The 24,093-nt window shown below is 55.9% G+C and carries 16 protein-coding genes and 1 pseudogene; 10 read left to right on the top strand and 7 right to left on the bottom strand.

From position 1 onward, the window contains the following. Positions 1-105: 105 nt before the first annotated feature. Complete coding sequence (locus GUY40_RS23585; protein WP_166571317.1) at positions 106-2,670, bottom strand: sulfite reductase flavoprotein subunit alpha; 2,565 nt, start codon at positions 2,668-2,670, stop codon at positions 106-108. Between the two features lie 123 nt (positions 2,671-2,793). Beyond that, positions 2,794-5,079: a TonB-dependent siderophore receptor gene (locus tag GUY40_RS23580; RefSeq protein WP_166571316.1), complete on the bottom strand. Its 2,286-nt coding sequence runs from the start codon at positions 5,077-5,079 to the stop codon at positions 2,794-2,796. A 219-nt stretch (positions 5,080-5,298) separates the two neighbouring features. Between GUY40_RS23580 and GUY40_RS23575 the strand changes: the two genes are divergently transcribed. Then, the gene (locus tag GUY40_RS23575) at positions 5,299-5,979 is read left to right on the top strand and encodes a Fe2+-dependent dioxygenase (protein ID WP_166571315.1); all 681 of its coding nucleotides are present in this window, start codon (positions 5,299-5,301) and stop codon (positions 5,977-5,979) included. Positions 5,980-5,982: 3 nt separating this feature from the next. After that, positions 5,983-6,786: a tetratricopeptide repeat protein gene (locus tag GUY40_RS23570; protein WP_166571314.1), complete on the top strand. Its 804-nt coding sequence runs from the start codon at positions 5,983-5,985 to the stop codon at positions 6,784-6,786. Positions 6,787-7,297: 511 nt separating this feature from the next. Here the strand turns inward: GUY40_RS23570 and GUY40_RS23565 are convergent. Then, positions 7,298-8,461, bottom strand: a complete 1,164-nt coding sequence (locus GUY40_RS23565) for a type III PLP-dependent enzyme (protein ID WP_166571313.1) — start codon at positions 8,459-8,461, stop codon at positions 7,298-7,300. A gap of 423 nt (positions 8,462-8,884) precedes the next feature. On the opposite strand from GUY40_RS23565, the gene GUY40_RS23560 reads away from it, so the two are divergent. From GUY40_RS23560 to GUY40_RS23545, 5 genes and pseudogenes are all read left to right on the top strand, one after another. Further along, on the top strand, positions 8,885-9,385 hold the full coding sequence (locus GUY40_RS23560; protein WP_166571312.1) for an RNA polymerase sigma factor: 501 nt from the start codon (positions 8,885-8,887) through the stop codon (positions 9,383-9,385). Positions 9,386-9,396: 11 nt separating this feature from the next. Next, on the top strand, positions 9,397-10,371 hold the full coding sequence (locus tag GUY40_RS23555; protein WP_371924951.1) for a FecR domain-containing protein: 975 nt from the start codon (positions 9,397-9,399) through the stop codon (positions 10,369-10,371). 109 nt (positions 10,372-10,480) lie between these two features. After that, entirely contained in the window at positions 10,481-12,946 is a 2,466-nt protein-coding gene (locus GUY40_RS23550) for a TonB-dependent receptor (RefSeq protein ID WP_166571311.1), read from the top strand. A 248-nt stretch (positions 12,947-13,194) separates the two neighbouring features. Continuing rightward, positions 13,195-13,257, top strand: a pseudogene (locus tag GUY40_RS28910) (hypothetical protein); the annotation flags it as partial. 201 nt (positions 13,258-13,458) lie between these two features. Next, on the top strand, positions 13,459-14,670 hold the full coding sequence (locus GUY40_RS23545; protein WP_166571310.1) for a site-specific integrase: 1,212 nt from the start codon (positions 13,459-13,461) through the stop codon (positions 14,668-14,670). 127 nt (positions 14,671-14,797) lie between these two features. Here GUY40_RS23545 and GUY40_RS23540 read toward each other — a convergent pair whose 3' ends face one another. The 3 genes from GUY40_RS23540 to GUY40_RS23530 form a co-directional block, all read right to left on the bottom strand. After that, positions 14,798-19,282, bottom strand: a complete 4,485-nt coding sequence (locus tag GUY40_RS23540; RefSeq protein WP_166571309.1) for a calcium-binding protein — start codon at positions 19,280-19,282, stop codon at positions 14,798-14,800. Positions 19,283-19,311: 29 nt separating this feature from the next. Continuing rightward, positions 19,312-20,436 (bottom strand): DUF2927 domain-containing protein, encoded by a 1,125-nt coding sequence (locus GUY40_RS23535; RefSeq protein WP_166571308.1) that lies wholly within the window; start codon positions 20,434-20,436, stop codon positions 19,312-19,314. Between the two features lie 286 nt (positions 20,437-20,722). Further along, complete coding sequence (locus tag GUY40_RS23530) at positions 20,723-21,253, bottom strand: hypothetical protein (protein ID WP_166571307.1); 531 nt, start codon at positions 21,251-21,253, stop codon at positions 20,723-20,725. A gap of 641 nt (positions 21,254-21,894) precedes the next feature. Between GUY40_RS23530 and GUY40_RS23525 the strand changes: the two genes are divergently transcribed. From GUY40_RS23525 to GUY40_RS23515, 3 genes are read left to right on the top strand one after another with little or no spacing between them, the layout of a single operon-like run. Next, a complete protein-coding gene (locus GUY40_RS23525) occupies positions 21,895-22,134 on the top strand; it encodes a hypothetical protein (RefSeq protein WP_256675836.1) in 240 nt (79 codons plus the stop codon). A 34-nt stretch (positions 22,135-22,168) separates the two neighbouring features. After that, entirely contained in the window at positions 22,169-22,441 is a 273-nt protein-coding gene (locus GUY40_RS23520) for a hypothetical protein (RefSeq protein WP_166571306.1), read from the top strand. Positions 22,442-22,458: 17 nt separating this feature from the next. Then, complete coding sequence (locus GUY40_RS23515; protein ID WP_166571305.1) at positions 22,459-23,718, top strand: site-specific integrase; 1,260 nt, start codon at positions 22,459-22,461, stop codon at positions 23,716-23,718. A gap of 79 nt (positions 23,719-23,797) precedes the next feature. Here GUY40_RS23515 and GUY40_RS28060 read toward each other — a convergent pair. Next, on the bottom strand, positions 23,798-24,093 hold a 296-nt coding region (locus tag GUY40_RS28060; RefSeq protein ID WP_218585471.1), incomplete at its 5' end, for a hypothetical protein.

Genomic DNA, 24,093 nt, shown 5'->3' with positions numbered 1-24,093 from the left:
CAACGCGTAATGCCTGAAAAAGCGCGGTGCATTCATTCGCGGATAAATCCGCTCCCACATTAAATAGTTCGCATTAGCTGACCGGCATTGGGGCGTCGAGCAGACTCAATAAACATCCCGCCGATACCGCCCCACCTCGATCAAGCGCTCCACCTCGGCAGTACCCAGCACCTCGACCAACACCTCATCCACGCCCGCCGCCATGCCTTGCAGGCTGCCGCAGATATAGATTGCGGCACCTTCGGCGAGCCAGGCGCGCAGTTCGTCGGCGTTTTCGCGCAGGCGGTCCTGAACGTAGATCTTGTTCGACTGATCCCGCGAAAACGCCAGGTTCAGGCGTTGCAGGTCGCCATTGGCCAGCCATTCGTGCAGTTCTTCCTTGCAGAGGAAGTCATGGGCCGCATTACGTTCGCCGAACAGCAGCCAGTTACCTGGCTCACCTGCTGCGATGCGTGCCTTGAGCAGGCTGCGCAAGCCAGCCAAGCCGGTGCCGTTGCCCAACAGAATCAGCGGCACGGGCTCCTGCGGCAGATGGAAACCACTGTTACGGTGCAAGCGCAGGCTGATGCTCGAACCCACTTCAGCATGCTCGGTCAGCCACCCCGAACCCAGGCCCAGTGAACCGTCGGTGTGGCGCTCCTGGCGCACGATCAATTCAAGCTGGCCGTCGCTGGCAATCGACGCGATCGAGTACTCGCGGGCGGCAATCGGGATCAACGCCTCGACCAGCGCCTGCGCGTGCAGGCCCACCAGGTGTTCACGGCTGCGCGGCAACTGGCGGCTGGCCAGTGCCTGGCTCAGGGTTTCGCGCAAGCCGTCGACCTGAACCTGGCTGTTGGCGTCCAGGCCCAACCCGGCCAGGAACTGGGTAACGGCACCGGCGCTGTTGCGTGGCACCACGTCCACCAGATCTCCGGCTTCCCAGTGAGCGGCGCCGAGAGGCGTCAGTGCCAGTAGGTAAATGGCCTCACCCTGGCTGCCGGGGTTGAGCAGTTGGCGACGGCTCAGGGTCCAGGGTTCAAAGCTGGGTGCCTGCCAAGTGGCGCTCGGTTGTGCGCCGGTCAGCAAGGCCAGTTGTTGCTGCCAGTGCTGCAAGGCGGCCGGGTCGGCGCTGTCGACTTCCACCGGGGCAAAGGCGGCGCTGGCACCCCGGGCACTCAGCCAGCCATGCAGGCGCTGGGCGAAGCCGCAAAACTGCGGATACTGTCGATCACCCAGGGCCAGCAAGGCGTAGTTGAGGTTGTTCAGGGCCCAGGGCTGGCCCAGCACCTTGCGCTCGAACCCGCGAGCGCTGTCTGGCGCTTCGCCGTCACCAAAGGTACTGACCACAAACAGCGCCTGTTGCGACTCGCGCAGGTCTGCTTCGGTCAGTGCCGCCAGGGGCTCTACCCGCACCGGGAAGCCCGCCGCCTGCAATTGGCCAGCGCTTTGCCAGGCCATCTGCTCGGCAAAACCACTCTGGCTGGCGAAACCGATCAACCAGCCCTCGGCATTCGAACCCGTTGCGCTGAGGTCCTTTCGAGCATCACGAACCTGACGCTTTTTACGGCGGCGGTCCAGGTACAGCAACCAGCCAGTCACAAAGAACAGCGGCATGCTGACACTGGCCAGGGTATTCAGGATTCGGCCGACCATGCCGAAGTAGCTGCCCACGTGCAGGGCGTAGATGCTGGTCAGCAACTGGCCTTTGAGCGACTTGTCGTTGTAGCGCTCGTGCCGGCTGACTTTGCCGGTGGCCGGGTCGAGGCTGAGGCTATTGAGTGCGCGCGCATGGGGTGCGTCTTTCAATAAATAGAAGACGGTTGCCGGTTGCCCGCCGACGGGTGGAAGGCGCAGGTTCCAGGCACTGAGTTGGGGGCCGGCTTCGGTACGAATGCTGTTCCACACCGCGTCGTAATCAACCACCAGCGTAGGGGCATTCTTGTCCACTGTCGGTGGCCCACGACGCCCGCCTTCACGGCGACCTTCACCGCCTTTGCGCTGTTCACCGGCAGCCGGCGCGTCGCTCAGCAGCTTGGTCAGGCCTTCGCGGTACCACTCGTAGGACCAGAACAGGCCGGTCAGCGCCAGCAGCAAATAGAAGAACAGGCACCAGGTGCCGGCGACCGCATGCAGGTCCCAGTTGAAGCTGCGACCCTTCCTGGCCCAGTCCAGTGTCAGCCACACCCGCCAGTTCAGCGCCTTGCGCGGCCAGCGCAAGTACAGCCCGGAGAGGCAGAAGAACACCAGGATCAGTGTACAGGCGCCGGTGATCTGCCGGCCGGTATCACCCATCGCCAGAAACCGGTGCAGCTGCAGCATCAGGCCGAAAAAGCCCTGGCCCGAGGCCTCGCCTTGCAGCTCGCCGGTGAATGGGTCGAAGTAGCGCATCGGGCCACGGCGTTCCCCCGCTGGCGGGGTGAAGAACACCCGCGAGGCATTGCCACTGTCCATCTCGACCCACAGGGCCGAGACAGTCTTGGCTTCAGTCGCTTCAATCTTGCGCACCCACTCGGCGGGTGGCAGCACGCCGCTGTCCTGCACCTGGACGGTCAGTTCCTGCGGATTGAGCAGACGCAGCAGTTCGTCCTGGAACGACACCAGGGCGCCGGTAATGCCCATCAGCGCCAGGACCAGTCCGGCCGTGATACCGAAGAACCAGTGCAGTTGAAAGAGTGTTTTCTTGAACACGTGCGACCACCTTGCTAATTCATGGAGCCCTATCGGTGCGCATTATGCCGCGCCCGATGCCCATTGCCTTACACACAAAAGCCCCGTCCACCGAAGTGAGCAGGGCTTTGCCGAACAACGACCTTAGAAGTGGACGTTGGTCGAGAACAGCGCCATACGGCCCGCCGCCTGGTTGGCGAAGTGAGTCGAGAAGGCTTTATCGTAGTAGGTCTCGTCGGTCAGGTTCTGCACGTTCAGCTGCAGGTCGACGTTTTTGGTCAGCTTGTAGCTGGCCATTGCGTCGTAGCGGACATACGAATCGACCAGGGTGGTGTTGGCCACGCTGCCGAATACGTCGTCGACGTAGAAGGCACCGCCACCGATGGTCAGCTTCGGCGTGATGGCGTAGGTCGTCCACACTGAAGCGCTATGACGTGGCGTATTCGGCAGCTCGTTACCTTCGTTGATGACGTCGAGCGGGCCGCCTTTGACCAGCTCGCTGTCCATGAAGCTGTAGCCCGCGAATACTTGCCACTGGTTGGTGATCTTGCCGGTGGCCGACAGTTCGACGCCGTCTACACGGGATTTGCCGACGTTCTGGTACGTGGTGGAGTCGATCTGCACACGCGCGTTGTCTTTCTCGGTGCGGAAGACCGCAGCGGTCAGGGACAGGCGATCGTTATACAGATCCCACTTGGTGCCGATTTCGTAGTTCTTGCTGGTTTCAGGTTTCAGATCGTTCCTGGTGGTGCCACCGTTCAACGGGTTGCCGTCCTGGCCTTCACCCAGGGCGTTGCCCGGTGGTGTGGCAGCGGTGGCGTAGGAGGCGTAGATGCTGCCGTTTTCAGCCGGTTTGTAGACAACGCCGAACTGGCCAGTGACAAACTCGCTGGTGTCTTTGCCCTTGGCGGTGGTGACGCCAGAAGCATTGAAGGTTTTGTACTGGGTGTCGAAGTGGTCGTAACGCAGGCCCATGTTCACCAGCCATTGCGACGACAGCTCCAGCGTATCGAACACATAGATGGCGCGGGTGTTGGCATCGGTGTCGGTGCCAGCGTAGTTGCGCGTGATCGAGCCGCTCCACGGATCATTCGGAGTCGGGTTGGAAAGCGAGGTGCAGTTGTAATTGCTGGCCGCGCCGATCATCGCCGGTGTGCAGTTGGTGGTGGCAGCTGCGGTCGCTGGCGTGGTGTCAGTGTTGACGGTGTACGTCGACTTCTCGGCTTCTTCACGGGTGAATTCGATACCGGTGGAGAAGCTGTTCTTGAAGCCTGCGATGTAAACGTCACCAAACAGGTCAGTCTGGTTGGTGGTGGTGTCAACGTTGCTGACACGGGTGTTGGCACGACGCCAGACGCTGCCATTGTTGACGTTGCCCTTGCTGTCATCCGGCTGGGTCAGGATGTAGTCCTGCATGCTGCTGCCGTGACGCAGGGTGTTCTTGATGGTCAGGGCGTCGCTCAGGTCGTGCTCGATCGCGATGGTGGCGATATCGGTGCGGCCCTTGCGCAAATCACGATCCAGACCGTAGAAGTTGCTGGAATCACCGCCATCGTTCGGCTTGTCCGGGTTGGCCTTGTTACGGTCGGCACTGCGGCCTGAGGCCGGCATGCTGTAGGGGATGCCCGAATCCGGGGTGTCGTTGTTTTCCAGATGGTAGTAGTCGAGGTTGACGCGGGTGTCGGTGCCCAGGCCAAACGCCAGGGACGGTGCGATACCCCAGCGGTCGTAATCCACTGTGTCACGGCCGGCGACGTTGCTTTCGTGGCTCATCAGGTTCAGACGGCCTGCGGCGGTGTCGGAGAACTGATAGTTGCCATCGAGGGTGTAACGCTGGGTCTGGTCCGAACCCCAGGTGAAGCCACCGTCGAACGAGTTGCCCAGGTGCGCCTTTTTGCTCACCAGGTTGATGCTGCCGCCGGCCGAGCCACGGCCACCGATGGCGGAGTTCGGGCCTTTGCTGACTTCGATCGACTCAATTGCAAAGATTTCGCGGCTCTGGGAGGCGGTGTCACGCACACCGTCCAGGTAGGTGTCGGCCTGGGAGTCGAAACCGCGAATGAAAGGACGGTCCCCTTGCGGGTTGCCGCCTTCACCGGCACCAAAGGTGATGCCTGGCACCGTGCGCAGGGCGTCTTGCATCGAAATGGCGTTGGTGTCCTTGAGGACCTGCTGTGGCACCACCGTTACAGAGCGCGGCGTATTGACCAGCGGCGCGGTGTATTTCTGCGACTGGGCCTTTTCCGTCTTGTAGGAAGTCTGCTCCTGAGCTTCACCGGTGATGCTGGTGGCATCCAGTGCGATGGACTTCTCGGTGCTCTCGGCGGCTTGCGCCATATGGGCGACAGAGGTCGCACAAATCGCCACGCCGATGGCGCAGGTGAGCAGTCGCGGTGAGCTGACAGATGTAGGCACGTGTTGGCGCGGCATTGCGAATGTCCTTCCCCAAGGAGTTGAGGCCGCGAAATATAGGGTAAACAAGTATTCGTATCAATTGAGACAAATTGTTATTCGCATTAAATTTACATTCTTTACAAAGTCTTCTGACGGTTTTTTCGTGCTCGTTCGTCTGGAGCCCTGATGGGGGCTATACCGAGCCAATAAGAATCAATACCATTGCCATCTTTTCCCGCGCCCAGGTGCCGAGCCATGCTTTTACACATTCCCGGCCTTTTCTCCAAAGACGAGGTGTTGCGTATCCGCCAGGCCCTGGAGCAGACCGACTGGGCGGACGGCAAGATCACCGCCGGTTATCAGTCGGCCAAGGCCAAGCACAACCTGCAGTTGCCCGAAGGCCACCCGTTGGCCCGGGAGATTGGCGAGGCCATGCTGGAGCGGCTGTGGGCCAACCCCCTGTTCATGTCGGCGGCCTTGCCGCACAAGGTGGTGCCGCCGCTGTTCAACTGCTACCGGGCCGGTGGCAATTTCGACTACCACATCGACAACGCGGTACGTCAGCCCAAGGGCAGTGCCGAGCGGGTGCGCACCGATCTGTCATCGACGCTGTTCTTCAGCGACCCCGATGAATACGACGCAGGCGAGCTGGAAATCCAGGACACCTTCGGGGTGCGCCAGATCAAGCTGCCGGCCGGCGACATGGTGCTGTACCCCGGCACCAGCCTGCACAAGGTCAACGCCGTCACTCGTGGCGCACGCTATGCCTCGTTCTTCTGGACCCAGAGCCTGGTGCGGGAAGACAGCCAGCGCGCGCTGCTGTTCGAGATGGACGAGGCGATTCGCAAGCTGACCGTGGATGTGCCCGATCATCCGGCACTGATCCAGCTCACCGGGACTTACCACAACCTGTTGCGTCGCTGGGTCGAGGTGTAAGCGATGACATTCCATATTCGCCGCGAAGAAGTGCTGGACGCCGAGCAACTGGGCCAGATGTTCGAACAGAGCCCGGCCAGGGCGGCTCAGGCCTTACTGTTGGCGGCCGGGCAACACAGTGTCGAAGCCCAGGTGTTGCTTGGGCAGATCCTGCTCGATGGCCGCGGCATAGAAAAAGACCCGGCCCTGGCCCGACGCTGGTTTGCCATTGCTGCCAACGGCGGCAATGCCATGGCGCACAACATGCTCGGGCGGTGCCTGGAGCATGGCTGGGGAGGGGAGCCCGATGCGGCCGCTGCCTCCGGGCATTACCGCTCGGCCGCAGAGCTGGGCCTGGATTGGGGGCTTTACAACTACGCCAACTTGCTCGCCACTGGCCGAGGGGCGGCAGTCAACCAGCCGGCAGCACTGGCCTGTTATCGCAAGGCTGCGGAGCTTGGCCACGCCAAGTCCATGAACCTGCTGGGGCGTTACCTGGAGCAAGGGTTGGCCTGCGTGGCCGATCCAGCGCAAGCGCTGCAATGGTATCGACGTTCGGCGCAGGAGGGGGATTTTCGTGGGCAGTTCAGCTACGCAGCGTCCCTGGCCGAGCAGGGCAATATCGAGCACGCCCTGCAATGGTGGGAGCGTGCATTGGAAGGTGGCAATTTGAATTTCCTGCGGGCCACTACGCCGGTGCTTGAACAGGCAGGCGACGTGCGAATTCAAGAGATGGCCCAGCGCTATCGGCAGCGACTCGACGAATTTCCTGGTGACGAACTGGAGTTCACGGTCAACATCAAAGCCGTGGATGAGGCGCGTCGATAACCGCTTGCGGTCATTCACCATGAAAAAAGGCTCATCGCGCAATTGCGGGGTAGCCACACCGAAAGCACACAGATCTAAAGCCGAACAAACAAGGCTGGCAACACCCATTTCACAGGCCATGGCACGTTGCAACAAATGTGGGAGCGGATTTATCCGCGAAGCGCCGCGCGGGCGGCGCTCGATTTCGGCAGCGCCGGAAAACCCCAGGCAAGCGCTTGGATGCCTTGATACGGCCTCAGGCAACCTCTTCATTCTGATGGGGGAGGCGAGGGGGGCTGTCAGCAGATCGCATGAGCTGTGGGAGGTGCCTGCCTTGGTTTTTTCATTGTTCTTGAGATCGCGCGCCGCCCGCGCGGCGCTTCGCGGATAAATCCGCTCCCACATTTATTGCAACGTGCCATGGCCTGTGAGAATGGGGTTGTCAGCTTTGCTTGTAGGGCGGGAGATCGCGGTGGCGCAAAAAAGGGGCACTGAGAGTGAGTCAGTGCCCCTTTTTCTTTACCTGTCGCGCTTAGATATAGAACGACTTCAGCGGCGGGAAGCCGTTGAATTCCACCGCGCTGTAGCTGGTGGTGTAGGCGCCGGTCGACAGCCAGTACAGGCGGTCACCGATGGCCAGGTTCAGCGGCAGGCCGTACTTGTAGTTCTCGTACATGATGTCGGCGCTGTCGCAGGTTGGGCCGGCGATCACGACTTCTTCCACTTCGCCATTCTTCTCGGTCCAGATCGGGAACTTGATCGCTTCGTCCATGGTTTCGATCAGGCCGGAGAATTTGCCCACATCGGTGTACACCCAACGCTCGACGGCGGTACGCGATTTACGCGCAACCAGCACCACTTCGCTGACCAGGATACCGGCGTTGGCGATCAACGAACGGCCTGGCTCCAGAATGATTTCCGGCAGCTCGTCACCGAAGTCTTCCTTCAGGAAGCGGATGATCTCTTCAGCGTAGGTTTCCAGGCTGTTGGTGCGGGTGATGTAGTTGGCCGGGAAGCCGCCACCCATGTTGATCAGCTTCAGTTCGATCCCGTCTTCTTCTTTCAGGCGCTCGAAGATCACCTTGACCTTGGCGATGGCCGCGTCCCAGACGCTGATGTCGCGTTGCTGGGAACCCACGTGGAAGGAGATGCCGTAGGGCACCAGGCCCAGGTCGCGAGCGAGGATCAGCAGGTCCATGGCCATGTCGGTCTGGCAGCCGAATTTGCGCGACAGTGGCCAGTCGGCGGTGGTCGAACCTTCGGTCAGGATACGCACGTAGACTTTCGAGCCAGGTGCGGCCTTGGCGATGTTGCGCAGGTCCGCTTCGGAGTCGGTGGCGAACAGGCGCACACCTTTGTCGTAGAAGTAGCGGATGTCCTTGGATTTCTTGATGGTGTTGCCGTAGCTGATGCGATCAGCGCCCACGCCACGGCTCAGGACCTTGTCCAGCTCGTAGATGGAGGCGATGTCGAAGCTCGAGCCTTTCTCTTTGAGCAGGTCGATGATTTCGACAGCCGGGTTGGCCTTGACCGCGTAATAGACCTTGGCGAATTCAAAGCCGGCGCGCAGGTCGTCGTAGGCCTGGCTGATCATCTGAGTGTCGATGAGTACGAAAGGGGTTTCTTGCTTGTCGGCGAACGCCTTCATTTTCTGGAAGGTATCGCGCGCGAAATAGTCTTCGACCTGGATCGACATGCTAGGGCTCCTACTGGCAAACGTTGTAATTCAATGGGTTCAAATGAACGCCCTCCGTATCCCCACTTTGGTTCGCCTACTTCCCAAGGCATGTCCGCCGAAAGCAAAAAGGCCATAGGAAACGTAGCTTCCTCATGGCCTTGCTGTCTCGTCGTCAGTACTTGAGCCGGATGGATCGTTTCCAGCATGGACGTTCGGCGCGAACTTTAGGGCGTGAGCGGTTTGAGATCAACAAAAAATGTCGCGTTTTTACACGCGTTCGTCGTGACTGGCCGTGCAACCTCGTTTTAACGGACCTGCATGACAGGCTGATGTTCCCGCTGGTCGGCAACTCCCCGACGGGCTGACGAATGCGCTCGGGTCGATTGCTCGAGTTAATAGGAAACATTACTATTCGCGCTCTCCTCGCCACAGCCTCTGCCGATGACCGCCAAGTCGCCCCAAGATTCCGGCTTCCTCGTTCACTATCAAGAATTGATCGGAACCTGGACGCGCCGGTTGCGTAACCGTGAACAGGCCGAAGACCTGGCTCACGATGCGTTCGTTCGGGCGCTGGAAGCACGGCATGAGCACGTCGAGCAGCCGCGCGCCTACCTGCACCAGATCGCGCGCAATATTGCGGTGGACGGCTACCGTCGCGAAGACCGCCGCGCCGAACTCGAGCAGGACGCCATCAGCGCCGAACCGTTGCTGGGCGAAGGCCCGGAGGCTGTCATGCATGCCCTTGAACTGGCCGACAACATTGAGCGGGCCCTGGCCGAGCTGCCGCTCAACTGCCGCAAGGTGTTTGTCTGGCAGAAGCTGGAGGGCCTGACCCAGGCGGAGATCGCCGAGCGCATGGGCTTGAGCCGCAACATGGTCGAGCGGTATATGATCCGCACCCTGCGGCATCTGCGTGAGCAACTGGATGCATCACCGACATGAGTCAGAATTCCATGATGGACAACCGTCAACACGTTGAGGCGGTGCGCGAGCAGGCTGCCTTGTGGTTTGCCAAGGCCCGGGACGGTGAGCCTGGCCCTGAACAGCGCTCGGCATTGGAGGCCTGGCTGGCCGCGCACCCGAGCCATCGCCACGAATACACCGTGCTTGAGCAGCTATGGGGTGCGGTCGACCTGCTGCCCGCCGCGCGCCTGCGGGCCTTGTGCGAACCCGATGAGGTCGTCGCGCTGCCACGCCGTCGCTGGCCCGGTTACGCCATCGCCGCCAGCGTGCTCGCCTGCGCGTTGGGGCTGGGGTTATTCAGTGCGCTGCGTGACAACAGCTTTGATGCCCGTTACCAGACCGCGGCCGGGGAGCTGCGCCAGGTCGAATTGCCGGACGGCTCGGTGATCGACCTGAACAGCCGAACCACCCTGACCGTGCATTATGAATCGGCGCGGCGTTCGGTCGAGTTGAGCCAGGGCGAAGCGATGTTCAGTGTTCATCACGACACGTCCCGGCCCTTTGTGGTGGCTGCCGGGGCAGGGCAGGTGACGGTGACCGGCACCCGCTTTGACATGCGCCATGATCAGGGCCTGACTCAGGTGGCGGTCGAATCCGGCTCGGTGAAGGTCCAGGGTCGTGAACCCTCGACGAGTGCACCGGTCATGCTCAGCGCCGGGCATGGCTCGCGTATTGACGACCAGGGCCAGGTCACGCCGGCTTATGCCGTGAACACCGCCAACCTGACCGCCTGGCGCTCCGGCAAGCTGGTGTTCGACAACGCGCCCTTGAGCGAGGTGGTCCGGGAAGTCTCGCGCTACCGGGACAAGCCACTGCGGGTTGTCACCGGCAAAGCGGCGGAGCTGCGCCTGAGCAGCGTGTTCAAAACCGACGACACCGAAGCTCTGCTGCGGGCCTTGCCGGGCATCTTGCCGGTGAGTGTGCGAACCCTTCCAGACGGTTCTGCAGAAATTTTTTCACGTTAGATTCAGGTTTTTTTTCAGTTGTTCGTCTTCTTGCCACCTGAGACTGGTTTGCATTTCCAGTCGCACCAAGACCTCAACTGAATCCGCACTGCCAGGACCTGTCATCAACGTGAACAACAACAAACCTTGCGCGTTATCCCTTGCTGTCCATTCTGCCTCCCGTTCACGCTTGCTGCCCTGGGTCCTGGCCCTGGCGGTCAGCGGCGGGATCGCCTCCAGCTACGCCGAGCAGGACGTCAGCAGCATCCATATCCAGGCCCAGCCATTGGCCTCGGCGCTGACTCAACTGGGTCAGCAGAGCTCATTGCAGCTGTTCTTCAGCCCGGAGTTGGTGGCCGGCAAGCAAGCTCCGGCCGTCAACGGTGAGATGGCGCCTGAAGACGCCCTGCGCGCGCTGTTGCTCGGTAGCGGGCTCGACTATGAAATCTCCCAGGGCACCGTGGTCCTGCATCCGCAGCAGGGCGGTGCGAGCCTTGCACCGACGGGCTCCATGGAGCTGGCGCCGACCGATGTCAAAGTGGTCGGCGACTGGCTTGGCGATGCGGACCAGACCGTGGTGCAGAACCATCCGGGCGCGCGGACGGTGATCCGCCGCGAAGCGATGGTCGAGCAGGGCGCCATGAACGTGAAGGACGTGCTGCGCAAGGTGCCCGGCGTGCAGGTCCAGGATTCCAACGGCACCGGTGGCAGCGACATCGCGCTGAACGTCGGTGTGCGTGGCCTGACCTCGCGGCTGTCGCCACGCTCGACCGTGTTGATCGATGGGGTGCCGGCGGCGTTCGCGCCCTATGGCCAGCCGCAACTGTCGATGGCACCGATTTCGTCTGGCAACCTGGACAGCATCGACGTGGTCCGTGGTGCCGGTTCCGTGCGCTACGGGCCGCAGAACGTCGGTGGCGTGATCAACTTCGTGACCCGCGCCATTCCGGAAAAACTCACCGGCGAAGTCGGTACCACCCTGGAAACCTCACGCACGGGTCATTGGAAGCACATCGAGTCGGCGTTTATCGGTGGCACCGCCGACAACGGTATCGGTGCGGCGCTGCTGTACTCGGGCGTGAACGGTAACGGCTACCGCAGTAGCAATCAGGGCAACGACATCGACGACGTGTTGTTCAAGACCCATTGGGCGCCGACCGAGGCCGACGAGTTGTGGCTGAACTTCCATTATTACGACGGCAAGGCCGACATGCCCGGCGGCCTGACCCAGGCACAGTTCGATGCTGATCCTTACCAGTCCGATCGCGACCACGACAGCTTCAGTGGCCGTCGCAAGGACGTGTCGCTCAAGTACAAGCGCCAGCTCGATGACGTCACCCAGTTCGAAGTGCTGACGTATTACACCGACAGCTTCCGAGGCAGCACCATTGCCGCCCGCGATCAGAAAACCCTGTCGTCTTACCCGCGTTCGTACCATACCTTCGGTATCGAGCCGCGTGTGTCGCGGATCTTCTTTGCCGGGGAGACGACCCAGGAAGTCAGCGTCGGTGCGCGTTACCTCAAGGAAGCCATGCACGAGCAGACCAGCCGTCTGGCGCTGGTCAACAACACCCCGGTGGTGCGCCCGGGTTCGGACGGACATGTGTTCCAGGACCGCACCGGCGGCACTGAAGCCACCTCCTTCTATATTGATGACAAGATCGACGTCGGCAACTGGACCATCACCCCGGGTGTGCGCTTCGAGCACATCAGCACGGACTGGCATGAGCGTGCCGTGATCGGCGCCAACGGTGTTCGCGTGCAGCCCAAAGACCGCAGCATTGCCAGTAACGAACCGCTGCCGGCCTTGAGTGTGATGTATCACCTGTCGGATGCCTGGAAGGTGTTCGCCAACTATGAAACCTCGTTCGGCAGCCTGCAGTACTTCCAGCTGGGCCAGGGCGGGATCGGCGATGAGCCGGCCAGTGGCCTGGAGCCGGAAAAGGCCAAGACCTACGAGATCGGCACCCGCTATGACGACGGTGTCTGGGGTGGCGAGCTGACCGCGTTCTACATCGACTTCGACCATGAACTGCAGTACATCAGCAACGACATCGGCTGGACCAACCTCGGTGCGACCAAGCACCAGGGCATCGAGGCCTCCATGCACTACGACCTCGCGGCGTTGGACAGCCGCTTGCAAGGCCTGACGGCCAACGCCGGCTTCACCTATACCCGTGCCACCTATGAAGGCGATATCCCGGGCTTCAAGGGCCGTGACTTGCCGTTCTATTCGCGCCAGGTGGTCAACGCCGGATTGCGTTACCAGGTCAACCGCTGGACCTGGAACCTGGACGCCTTCGCCCAATCCAGGCAGCGCGCGCCGGGCACCGGCATGAACGCCGATGGCAGCTTCAATGGTAACTACATCACCGAACCGAGCGCCGATGGCCAATTCGGCAATATTCCCGGCTACGTCACCTGGAGCGCTCGCGGCGGCTATGATTTCGGCAAGGAACTGTCGAATCTGAAAGTGGGCGTGGGGGTGCGCAATATCTTCGACAAGCAGTACTTCACCCGCTCCAGCGATAACAACTCGGGGATCTATCTGGGCGAGCCGCGGACGGTGTTTGTGCAGGCCAGCGTCGGCTTCTGATGGGTTATCCCTTTAACTGTGCCGAGCCTCAGTAGGAGCATGGCTTGCCAGCGACAGGCACACCGCGGTGTGTCAGGTGCTACGCCTCGCGGGCAAGCCCGGCTCCTACAACATCAAATGCACCCCGCGCAGGCGAGGAAGGCTTAGGCCACCATTTGGCCACCCTGCATTGACCAAAGGTTCAGCTCAGGCACGAGTTTGAGCTATAATCCCGGCCCTTTTTTCGAATCACCTGCAGGCGATTTCCCATGACCCACCAGGCCGCCGAAGTCGCGAAGCGCCGCACTTTCGCCATCATTTCCCACCCTGACATTACCCTCTGAGTCAGGCTAAGACAGCCCCCGCCATATTCTCAAATAATCTACTGATTTCATTGATGAAATCAGGCCAGGTCGCGACAATCTGAGACATCCGAAGACAAGCTGAGCCACTCGATTTGTGTACATGGCCGCGTACACAAAACAGCTTTCGGAACCTTCCAGAAAATTATGTACGCAAGTCCGGAGAAGCCCATGGCGATCTCAGACACCTGGCTGAAAGCCCATAGCGGCAAACCCCACGCCACACGCGAAGAGAAGGCCGACCGCGAAGCCTTAAGCGTGCGCGTGACACCCAAGGGCAAGATTACCTTTCAGTTGCGCTTTCGCTATGACGGTCGTCCTTGCCGCCTTGACCTTGGCACGTATCCCTTGATGTCGCTCAAGGAGGCGCGCGCAGAAACGCAGCGCCTGCGTGCCCAGCTGGAGCAGGGGCATGATCCACGGGTGGTGAAGCAGCTTGAGAAACAGGCGATCCTCCAGGCCGATTCCGTAGAGTCTTTGTTCCGGCAGTGGTACGAGGCGTACTGCAAAGGCAACAAGAAAGGCCATCACGAAATCCTGCGTTCCTTTGAAATCCATGTGTTCCCGAAGATCGGCAAGCTCCCGGCTGGACGAGTCACCCTGCACGAATGGCTGGCGCTTCTTGAGGGGCAGGCCAAAGCCCGGCCCGGCATCGCCGAACGCATCCTGGTCAATGCCAAGCAGATGCTGAAATGGGGCGTGAAGCGCCAGCTGATCCCCGCGCACCCGCTCGCAGATATCAACGCCAAAGAAGATTTGCAGATCAAAAAGGTCGCGGGCTCGCGCTCCCTTTCCGACGAGGAAATCAGGCTCGTATGGAAAGCCACGGAGCAATCGCGCATGGCGACCAAGAACAAAATTTTCCTGAAACTTTGCCTGATCTACGGATGCCGTAATAGCGAGCTGCGTCTGAGTGAAAAAAGCCATTTTGATTTTGGTAAGCAGGTCTGGACGGTGCCCACCGAGAACCACAAGCTCGGTAAGGCATCAGGCAAGCCTCTTCTGCGTCCGATCACGCCGGAGATCGAAGCGCTCATCAAACAGGCCATGGCGCTCAGTTCTGACGGCAAGCACCTGTTCTCGAACAGCGGTACAAACAAGCCGATGGGAATAGGGGCTCCCTTGCAGTTGCCCTACAACATCATGCAGTGGCTGCGGCGGCATGAGAAATACGAGATGCAGCACTGGTCGGTTCACGACCTGCGCAAGACCGCGCGGACGAATTTCTCGACCCTGACCGAGCCGCACATTGCCGAAATCATGCTGGGCCACAAGCTGCCGGGTAGCTGGCAGGTTTACGACCAGTATGATTATCTGGCAGAGCAGAAGGACGCCTATAGCGCCTGGTGCCAGCGCCTAACAGCCCTGGTCGTGAGTCCGTAAAACTAGAAGTCTTGCGCCCCACTGAATGCGGACTGCAAGTAAACAAGGCCATCCGTGCGGATGGCCTTGTTTTAAGAATTTGTACCCAATAGAGATGCTCTGCCGCAGCAGGTCTGGGTTGTCTGGTTTAAGCCACCAGCAGCTGACCGCCAGAGACGAGAGCGGCTTCATCGGTGAGGCCTGTGACGCCCTGAATGGTCGCGATCTGCGCCAAGCTATACGTGCCGCCATCACCGTCGCGATCCACTTTGAGGATCGTGTCAGAGCCGCTGGTGGTCATTTCTACCCAATCGGTGAGCAGATCGGTCATGGGGTCGTAACCGCCCAGGATGTCGCTGATGTCGATGCTGTCGTTCGCCACATCGAAGTCTTTGATGACATCGATATTGTTGAACGCATTCGCGACTTCAAACACGAAAATGTCTTCACCGGCACCGCCAAACAGCGTATCGAGGCCATCACCGCCATAAAGGATGTCGTTGCCAGCACCGCCATGGAGCAGGTCAGTGCCAGCCTGACCGGAGATGTCGTCATTGCCGTCACCGCCGTGAACGTCGTCATTACCGCCACCGGCAGTGATGGTGTCATTACCGGCCTTGGCAATAATCGTGTCATCGGCGGTGGAGTAGGCTATCAGGTCATTACCAGAGGTGCCGTTTACCCATGAGGCGTAGTCCGGCAGGCTTGTCTTAAAGCCATCGGCGAACTCGATATTCTCAATGTGGTAGGTCGATGTGCCGTGACGCTGGTTTGTAAGACTCAGCTCGTCCGTGCTCGCAGTCACGGTAATTTTGAGGCCGTTCGTGCTGTAGGTACTGAAACTGATGGCGTTGACGTCTATGCCTGCGCCCATCAGTACCTTGTCCGTACCCCCTCCTGATTCAGTAGCGGTATCGAGACCTGCTCCATAGAAGAAAGTATCGTCGCCACCAGTGGACGTGAGGGTGTCACTTCCAGCTCCGCCATCGAGATAATCATTACCCGCAGCGCCTGTTAGCGTATCAGTGCCATCGCCACCATAGAGCGTGTCGTTGCCATCGCCGCCATTCAGGGTATCGTTTCCATCGTAGCCGTAGATAGTGTCGTTGGTGCTGCCACCAGTCGTTATGCCGTTAATGGTATTGTTGCTACTGGTGCCGTAGGTAATGTACTCCTTGGTCAGTAAATTAATTGTGCTGTTATCGGCAAATCGGATGGTTTCAACACCGTAACCACTGGTATAAAACTGGTTTTGGATGGTCACCTGGTTGGAGCCATTAATCGTGATCAGCAAATCAGGCAGGTTGGCAAAGTTTCGACTAAAGGTCAGCTCTTCCTCGTCCCATCCTTCAATGAACCGTAGTTCGTCTGTGCCGCCAAGTTCGTTGACTATATCAATGCCGCTGGTGAAGACATAGGTGTCGTTGTCGTTGCCACCATTCATGGTGTCATTCCCAGCACCACCTTCAAGCCAGTCGGCCCCGTAGCTGCCATTTAGCGTATCGTTACCTGTGCCGCCAAAGAGATAGTCATTTCCATTCTGTGCATGGATCGTGTCATTACCGCCATTGCCGTAAATAGACTCAGCGTTGTTGGTGCCATAGAGTGTGTTGTTGCTGTCATCGCCTTGGGTGATAGTTGATACGGTAGTCAGGTTTACATCGGTATCACTGTAGAAATCCAGAGTCTCGATCTTTGGGCCGCTTGCCGAATAAAAACCATCAATCGTGATTGTATTATTTGCGTCAAATACAATCTGCAAATCACTGCCAAAGCGATAATAAAGCGTAGAGGCGGAAGATATACCAGAAGCTAGAACTATGCTGTCTGTACCGCTGTTTTCTTTATAGATATCGTGACCGCCGCCATAGTGATAGGTATCATCTCCTCCATCACCCTGAACATAGTCATCTCCCGTACCATCATAAAGATGGTCGTTGCCAGCGCCGCCTGTTAGTGCGTCATTCCCGGCATCGCCATAGAGCGTGTCATTATCGTTGCCGCCGTCGATATCATCATTGCCATCTCCCCCATAAAGCGTGTCATTACCGGCGTAGCCGTAAATTTTGTCATTACCACCCAGGCCGTAGATAGTATCGACCGTGCCACCGCCGAACTGCACACCATAAAGGGTTTCACTTTCAGAGTTTCCGGTTAGCGTATAGTTTTGTGTGGTAATATTGATCGTTGAGCTATCAGAAAATAGGATTGTTTCCAGAGCTTTGCCTGAAGCAAAATGGTCGTACACATAAATCACGCCTGTATCAGTACCATTATCGATGTCAATCCGCAGGTCGCTATTCCCCGCTCGAACCAGCGTGATATCGCCAGCATCGATTCCTGCGGCGAGGCTGATCGTATCCGCTCCGCTAGTATCTTCGATGACGTCATCTCCATCACCACTAGCGTACACGTATAAGTCGTCCCCTAGGCCGCCTTCAAGCACATCAGAGCCCGTGCCGCCGTTCAACGTATCGTTCCCGCCGATGCTTTGCAGCAGGTCATTCCCGCCATAACCAAATAGGCTATCAACGCCACCGCTGCCTACAACCGTTTGGTCGTCGCCACTGCCGAAAGGCAGTGCGTCCACCTCCAGCTCTGGGAGAATGTCATCCTCCAGATCAAGTGTTGCATCGGAGTCCGTGATCGCGCCTTGCAGCGCCGTCAGGTCTCCCCCGTCGAGGTTGCTGACGCCCACGGCCCCGTCAATCATGCGTACAACGTTTTCCCAGAAAGTCTGACGCGCCGCCGTATTGGCTAGTCCCGTCGCTTCTGTTTCCAACTCAGAAAGCTTCGTCAGATTTAATCCCGTGACACCCTCGATAACGCCTGCTGTCAGGTTGTAACGCCAGTTACCTTCGAATAATTCCCCGCCTGCCCCCTGTGTCGTGAGGTTCGCGTAGATATGGTTGAAGACTTCCTTGAAAGCGTTATTAATGTCAATTGACGCGTTATACATGGGGTTAGGCTGGTGCCCACCTTGACGGAATGGATTATCAAACAGCTTCTCCAAGAATTCGAGTTCCCGCGCATCAACATAATCTCCCCGACTGGTCGAGCTTACGTCATCGACGCCCGCCCACCTGAACATAATGTCGCGGACATCATCTTCGGTGGCTGATGTGCCATCAAAAATCTGTGAGAAGGTTAGTGCGCTAAAACCGCTTACCAGATCCAGCAAATTGCCGGTGCCTGTGTTATCCATGCTCATGGCAATATAAAGCGCGGGCAGGGTTCCGTATCCACGGTGGTCAATTGACAGTAATGCGTCAAAATCCAGCTCGTAGTCGCCAACATAAATCGTGTTTACGTTGTCATACTGGAAATTGACTTCATGTGCTGCGTAATTGGCTGTACCGGAGCCTGTGTCAATTGTGAAGGTTCCAGTTCGAGTGATTGAGTGGCCCTGATTGGTCTGTGAGACCGCTGTGGAAGATAAGTTAATTGAAATTATATCGTGGTCAGCCAGCGTATAAAGTTCGTCAGTTTCAGAAAAACTATTTTCGTTTAAATCCTGCCAGACTAGCAGGTCTGCCCAGACAGTATCCTCTGCGTTAATGATATCGTCATTATTTGAATCATATTGTGCCAAGTGCGTGAAGCCGCCCATCTCCGCTGTTCCGAATAACTCGTCTGCATCTATTTGGCCGTTTTCATTCAAATCTAGTGCAAGGTATCCATCTTCAGCCGCCGCCAGGCCTGATGCTTCCGCAAACCCATCCATATCACGGTCGAAATACCCTGTGGTATTCGCCAAAGAAATCAGGTCAATCGTCCCGCTGTGATCCAGATCCAATACCAAGGGATCCTTTTTCTGCTCTCCAGCCCCAAGCTTTTCCGCAGGGCTGTCAACGGGGACGGGGGTGGGGGCATTACCTGAGGGATTTGTTCGCGTTTGAGCGGCCTTTGTTAGAGCTTTCTTGGCAGCCTCTTCAGGAGTCCACTCCGGATCAGCTGTTGAGCCGCCAGTGGGATCTCCGGTGTCCTGATTCCTGGCGTCATCATATTCAGCTTCACGCTTTGTTTCCCCATAAGCATCATGCGCTGTATCTTCCGTTTCGGCGCTATATTTTTCGAATGGGCTCTTGTTAATGTTCCATTGTTCGTCATCGGTTTCTGGATCATTAGCTGCAGTGTTTCCAGTCGGCCTCCCAAAAACAGTATTAGGATCAGTTCCGGATCCACCCGGAATAGGCAAATTTTTGTTAACTGCAGCGGCTAAATTTCCAAGTTCATTAAAAAGCGTGGGCTGAACGTGCAGCTCATTCCAGTCATTATCACCCCCACTGGGGGCGCGATACCGTGCCGCATTAATTGCTTCAGGATCCAGTATTATGGTTGCTGTTGAAACACGAAAGTCTCCATTCACTGACAGCGCTTGCAGAGTAGAGTTATTGAAATCTATTCCCATATCTACTTGGGCTGGTTTATTAAAGCTACGATCAACTCTAACCGTAACTACAGGATTAGCCCCCATATTGTGATCCAACCCAGCTCCACTAAATAGAGCGGCTGCATTGGGCATCCTTGCCGCCAGCTGCAACTCGCGATACAACGCGTCACGATCAGTAGAGCTGCCTACTGTCTCATCAACCATAAAAGTAAATTCGCCGATTTTCACTGAGCGTGCCATGTTGTCTCCTTGTTATATGAAGGGGTTTATCAAAAATTTGAATTGAGAAGAATTTTCTGTGCGGCGACGTAATCCATGCCTGGTTTAATCGCCGGGTCATAGAGTGTGCGGATCATGTATTGATCAAATTTACTGAGGCTTGATGGTTGTCGAACGTTGGCCTTCAAAGCTTTTGGCCAACTATCCAGATCATTCCAAAGTGATATGAAGCTTTCAGGGACGGGGTCGCTCGAATAATTGAAGCGCATAGCGCCTGGAAAGCCCATAGAGCGAATGATGCACTCATTGACTAGGGCTTTCATCATAATCACATCATGTTTCTTCCAGATGTAACAGAATGCCATTTCGATTTCATTTTTGGCATTCGTCAATATGTAACCATCGACCTGCTTCTGGGAATCTACGGTAAAAACAAAGCCTGTTTTTATACGCGACTCAGCATCGCTACGAAAAGGAAGAAGCTCTGGCCCCCATGATGTGAAACCATAAGTTACTCCGTCTCTCATTTTGTAACGATATTCAGGGGTGTCACGATTTGAAGAGGTGTCATTATAGATAACGTTAATTCTAATCTCAGCTAGGTTCTCTTTTGACTCTTGCTCTTGCGGCAAATAGCTGATTTTCAATCTTGTCAGTGAGCTCAATTGCGATGATAAATGTTCAGCCTCGCTCACAAGCTGTTGAATCATCGGGCTTTTCCGAAATTCTCGCAAATACTCCAGATCCTTGTGTTCCAAAACGTAGCTGTCAGTTTTGCTAGGGTCACCCACAAATGGTACTAAGTCATTTGGCATGCCGAATGTGATGCGGACAGGTTTGACCCATTTATTGACCGCCAATAGGCGCGGCAATCCATCCTGCGGGTATATATGGGGGTATATCCACGGATACTCCCGCTTGATATTTTCTGGAGAGGAAAAATCTTTTGTTGCGACGCTGGTTGGCAAAGCCAAATTGAGCCTGCCTTTATAGTCATTCAGTACATCTTTTGTGAAAACCGCATCCAGAAAAGCCTGATTCAACTGGTTTTTCTTAAATACTTGGCCATCAAGTGTTATTTCGTCAGGCCATGAGCTCTTTTGGCTTTGTGCAAAAGCGCTACCACTTACAAAGGTGAAAACTAAAAAGCAGTAAGCTAGTAATAAGTTTCTCATACGCTATCCTTTGCGAATCATGCCTGCTTAATCCCATCATATCCTTGCATGCCCGGCAATCTGCTTTGTTCAATTATCGAATTATGCTCATATGATTTAGTATGTAATTAGTGGTTGTATACATAAAGCTGCATGCGAATGTATGTGGGGTCAAAAGCGCAATGAGTATTTTAAGTGACGCCAATCTAGTTTTGCCTGGGAGGGAATATCTATTCCCCATCGCAAATAATTGATGCTGTCCTGGCTGTCACAGTATTTTTGTAATCTCCTAAATTATTGGTGGGCTTCAGTCAGCACAAGTTCTTGCCACTGGGTATGGATATGGGTCGGTAAATCCGGAGTAAACGACTAAGCCCAGTCCAATATCAGAGGTGCGATACTCCTTGTAGTTCGACTCTCTTAAGTCGCAAGCTAAAAGCTTTGCATGTTTAATGAAAATCTGGCCTTCGCCGTCAGGATTCACAAAGGTGGTGTAATTCGTTACGCCTTTGTTATCGGTTTTTTCAATTTTGTTAAGCTTTTTGTTTTCGTTGCTGGCCCAATAATATTGGCCGTCTTTTTCAGATATGATCAAAATATTAGCGGCGTTTTGATCGTTATGCACGCTTACCAGTTCGCCATTGCCTACGTCTTTATATGAGGCTCGACCTTTAATGATGATGCTTTCATCAGTTTTAGTGGTCTGGCTTTCATTGGACGTAATTCCTTTTTCATCCATCGCAAAAACGCAGCCAGCGGAAACGGTAATTGCCATTAGCCAGAACACAAATAATAAATTGCTAATACGAAATTTTCCGATTTTTACTGGGTGCGCCATGTTGTCTCCTTATTTTTCATGCAAGGGTCTTCATGTATAACCCTTGCGAATTATCTTCTAGATCCCACCACACCTTTGTATGAACGACAATCCGTTTTATGTGTTTGCATGGGTGTTTTATTATTTTCAGGAGGTTGCATGTATGAGATGCATAAGGTCGTATGTTGAATTGTGCATATGACCATCTAGTTGTGTTGGGTTCAGATTACGAGAGTACATCTTTCTCGCTCACGCGCTTCCCAACGCGCTACTTCGTGAGCATCCCATAGGTTGAAACTGCCAGCCTGCTTCATGCAGGGGGACGGGAACGGGTTAACAGCACGTCTCATGCGTCTGAACAGCGTGCGGCTGGAGCAGCGAAAACGATCACAGAGATCCTGGGTGGAGTAGTAGGCGATCATGTCAGATCTCCCGACTGGGAACATGGCTCCACTTTAGCGCAGAGGAACGAGCTGACTTCCTCTCGTGTTCCTCTTGGGGCACATTCGGATTGAGAGGGATCGGTGCGGATTGACAGGAAAATCTCTAAGCAAAATACACAACTATAGAGTGTAAAAATTAATAATTTATCAACTGATCAGGGTTCATCATAAAGATATAAATAATAAAAATATTCTATTTGGGGGAAGAGGCTCGCGGGGATGCAAATTACAATCAGAGGGGAGATGACAATCGGCCAGCTGCGCCAGGCGTTCTTTGAAACGCTCAAGGAGCTGGAGGACGATTACAATATCAAGCACCTCAAAAACGTAACCCTTTACGTCAATCCCATAAACGAATTTGGTGAAGAGGTCGTGCCACGCAACAAGCTGGGACAGCAGGTCAATAAGCTACACAGTAACGGGCCGTACCGAAGCGCCGCCGAGGACTACAAAATCTAACAGGGACAATGATTATTAGGGGATTGATATTGCCATGGAATTTCCACGCTACGTGAATATAGAGCAAGCCAGGGGCGTTCTTGCTGATCACGGGATTGAGCTTACCCAGAGACAGATAAAGCGCGCTGCAGACCCAGATGCGCACGGGAAACGTAAGCTGCCATTCTTCGTTGACCCCATCGATGGGCGACTAAAAATAGACAAAAATCTGCTCGTTGAAATTTATAATACCTGCCAGGTTGACGCGCAAAATAGCGCTCATATAAATGCGAAAAGCCTTAAAGGAGCGTTTGACCGCAAGGGCTAAATGCGATATGCAGAATCATGTCCGACATCAGAAAAAGAGCAGGTAAAAAGGGGCCGACGTATCAGGTAAGGTACGCGGATAAATCCTCTAAAACCGGTTATTCATACAAAACCTTTGATACGCGCAAAGAGGCTTTGGCGTTTCGTGAGGATGCTCAGTCTCATCAGAGGACAGGGCCGCTCAGTAAGGAAATTCACAGCGTCGAGCAGGGCTTACAAAAATGGCTTGATGTCTGTGAAAAAGAAGGGCGTGACGGGAAAGACCCGGTTACGCCGTACACCCTGAAAAACTATGAATGGCGTCGAGATCATATTATTTCCTATGACTGGCAAAAAGATATACATGAACTCACTTCACCAGACATTGTTGAGTTTCGTTCATGGCTATTGCTCAATCATAGTCGGGATGTCGCCGGTAAACTTCTTTCATCTTTTCATTCGATGGTGCTGGAGCTCATAAAGCGGGGCATTCTCACGCACGACTTCGTGACAGGGGTTTCCATTCGCAGCGGCTCCCGCTACGACACTCCCGTCGTTATTCCTTCTGAAGCAGAAGTGCTTGCTCTGCTGAAAGCGGCGGACGATCTTGCCAACTCCAAAAACAAGCAAATCCAAAAAACCTGGGAGCGCTACCGCCCCATGCTTTACCTCGCCGCTGATACCGGTATGAGGCCGCAGGAATACATCGTTGTACCGGATTACAACATTGAAGATACAGGCGTGAAGGTTGACCGTGCGCTGGAACGTGGCGGTCTGAAAATATCAGTGACCAAAACACCCGCAGGACGGCGCTTTATTGAGCTCAGTCCAGATACACTCGATATGGTTCGATATTATGTCAAAGAACATGCTGTTGAAAACGCGCACTCGCTGGTTTTTCCCACAGCAAGCGGTCATTGGCAAAGTACGGATAATTGGCGCAAGCGCGGTTTTAATGCTGCTTGCGAGCAGGCGGGGTTAATGGAAACTGTCGAAGAGGAAGGGAAAATGGTCGCCAAGCCAAAATACAGTCCTTATGACCTTCGGCATTTTTTTGCGTCCATGCAGATCGAGAATCGTGTGAACCTTAAGCGCCTTCAAAAACTAATGGGCCACGAAAAAATTGAAACTACATTAAATGTGTATGGACATCTGATCGAGCGCGTTGAATCGAGAGCAGAGCGCCATACCGGTATGCTGGCCTCGCTCAAGCAAAAACCTAAGGCGAAACAGTCTTCCCAAAAATCATGTGGCAAATCTGTGGCAAAACCTCTGAAAGCCGCAGAAACCCAAGCCTAAAATATTGCCTGTCACGCAGGAGGTCGCGGGTTCAAGTCCCGTCGCTCGCGCCATTTAAATAGTAAATAAGATCAGGGGGTTAGCCGTTACAGGCTGACCCCTTCTTCTTTAAAAATTCCATTTTTGCCACAAAATGCCACCCGTGAAAATCCGCAGAAATCCGCCATTGTCCGTCGTGGGCTGTTTGGGCTTGTGGCAGATCTGTGGCAAAAAATAGTTTCAAGGAGGGGGATGCTGACTGCAGCACGGCCCCCGGTGTCAGGATAGTTGTCGCCTCTCCGGTTTTTCCTGAAAAAGCATATCGGGGGCGGAAAGAGACTGGTCGTGCCGTACTATTCACCTGAACGCAAAGCCGCATTGCTGAAGATGCTGCTT

The organism is Pseudomonas sp. R5(2019) (assembly GCF_009905435.1).
Taxonomy (GTDB): Bacteria; Pseudomonadota; Gammaproteobacteria; order Pseudomonadales; family Pseudomonadaceae; genus Aquipseudomonas.
Note: the sequence above shows the minus strand (reverse complement) of the source record. Positions and strands in the feature narration are given on the sequence as shown.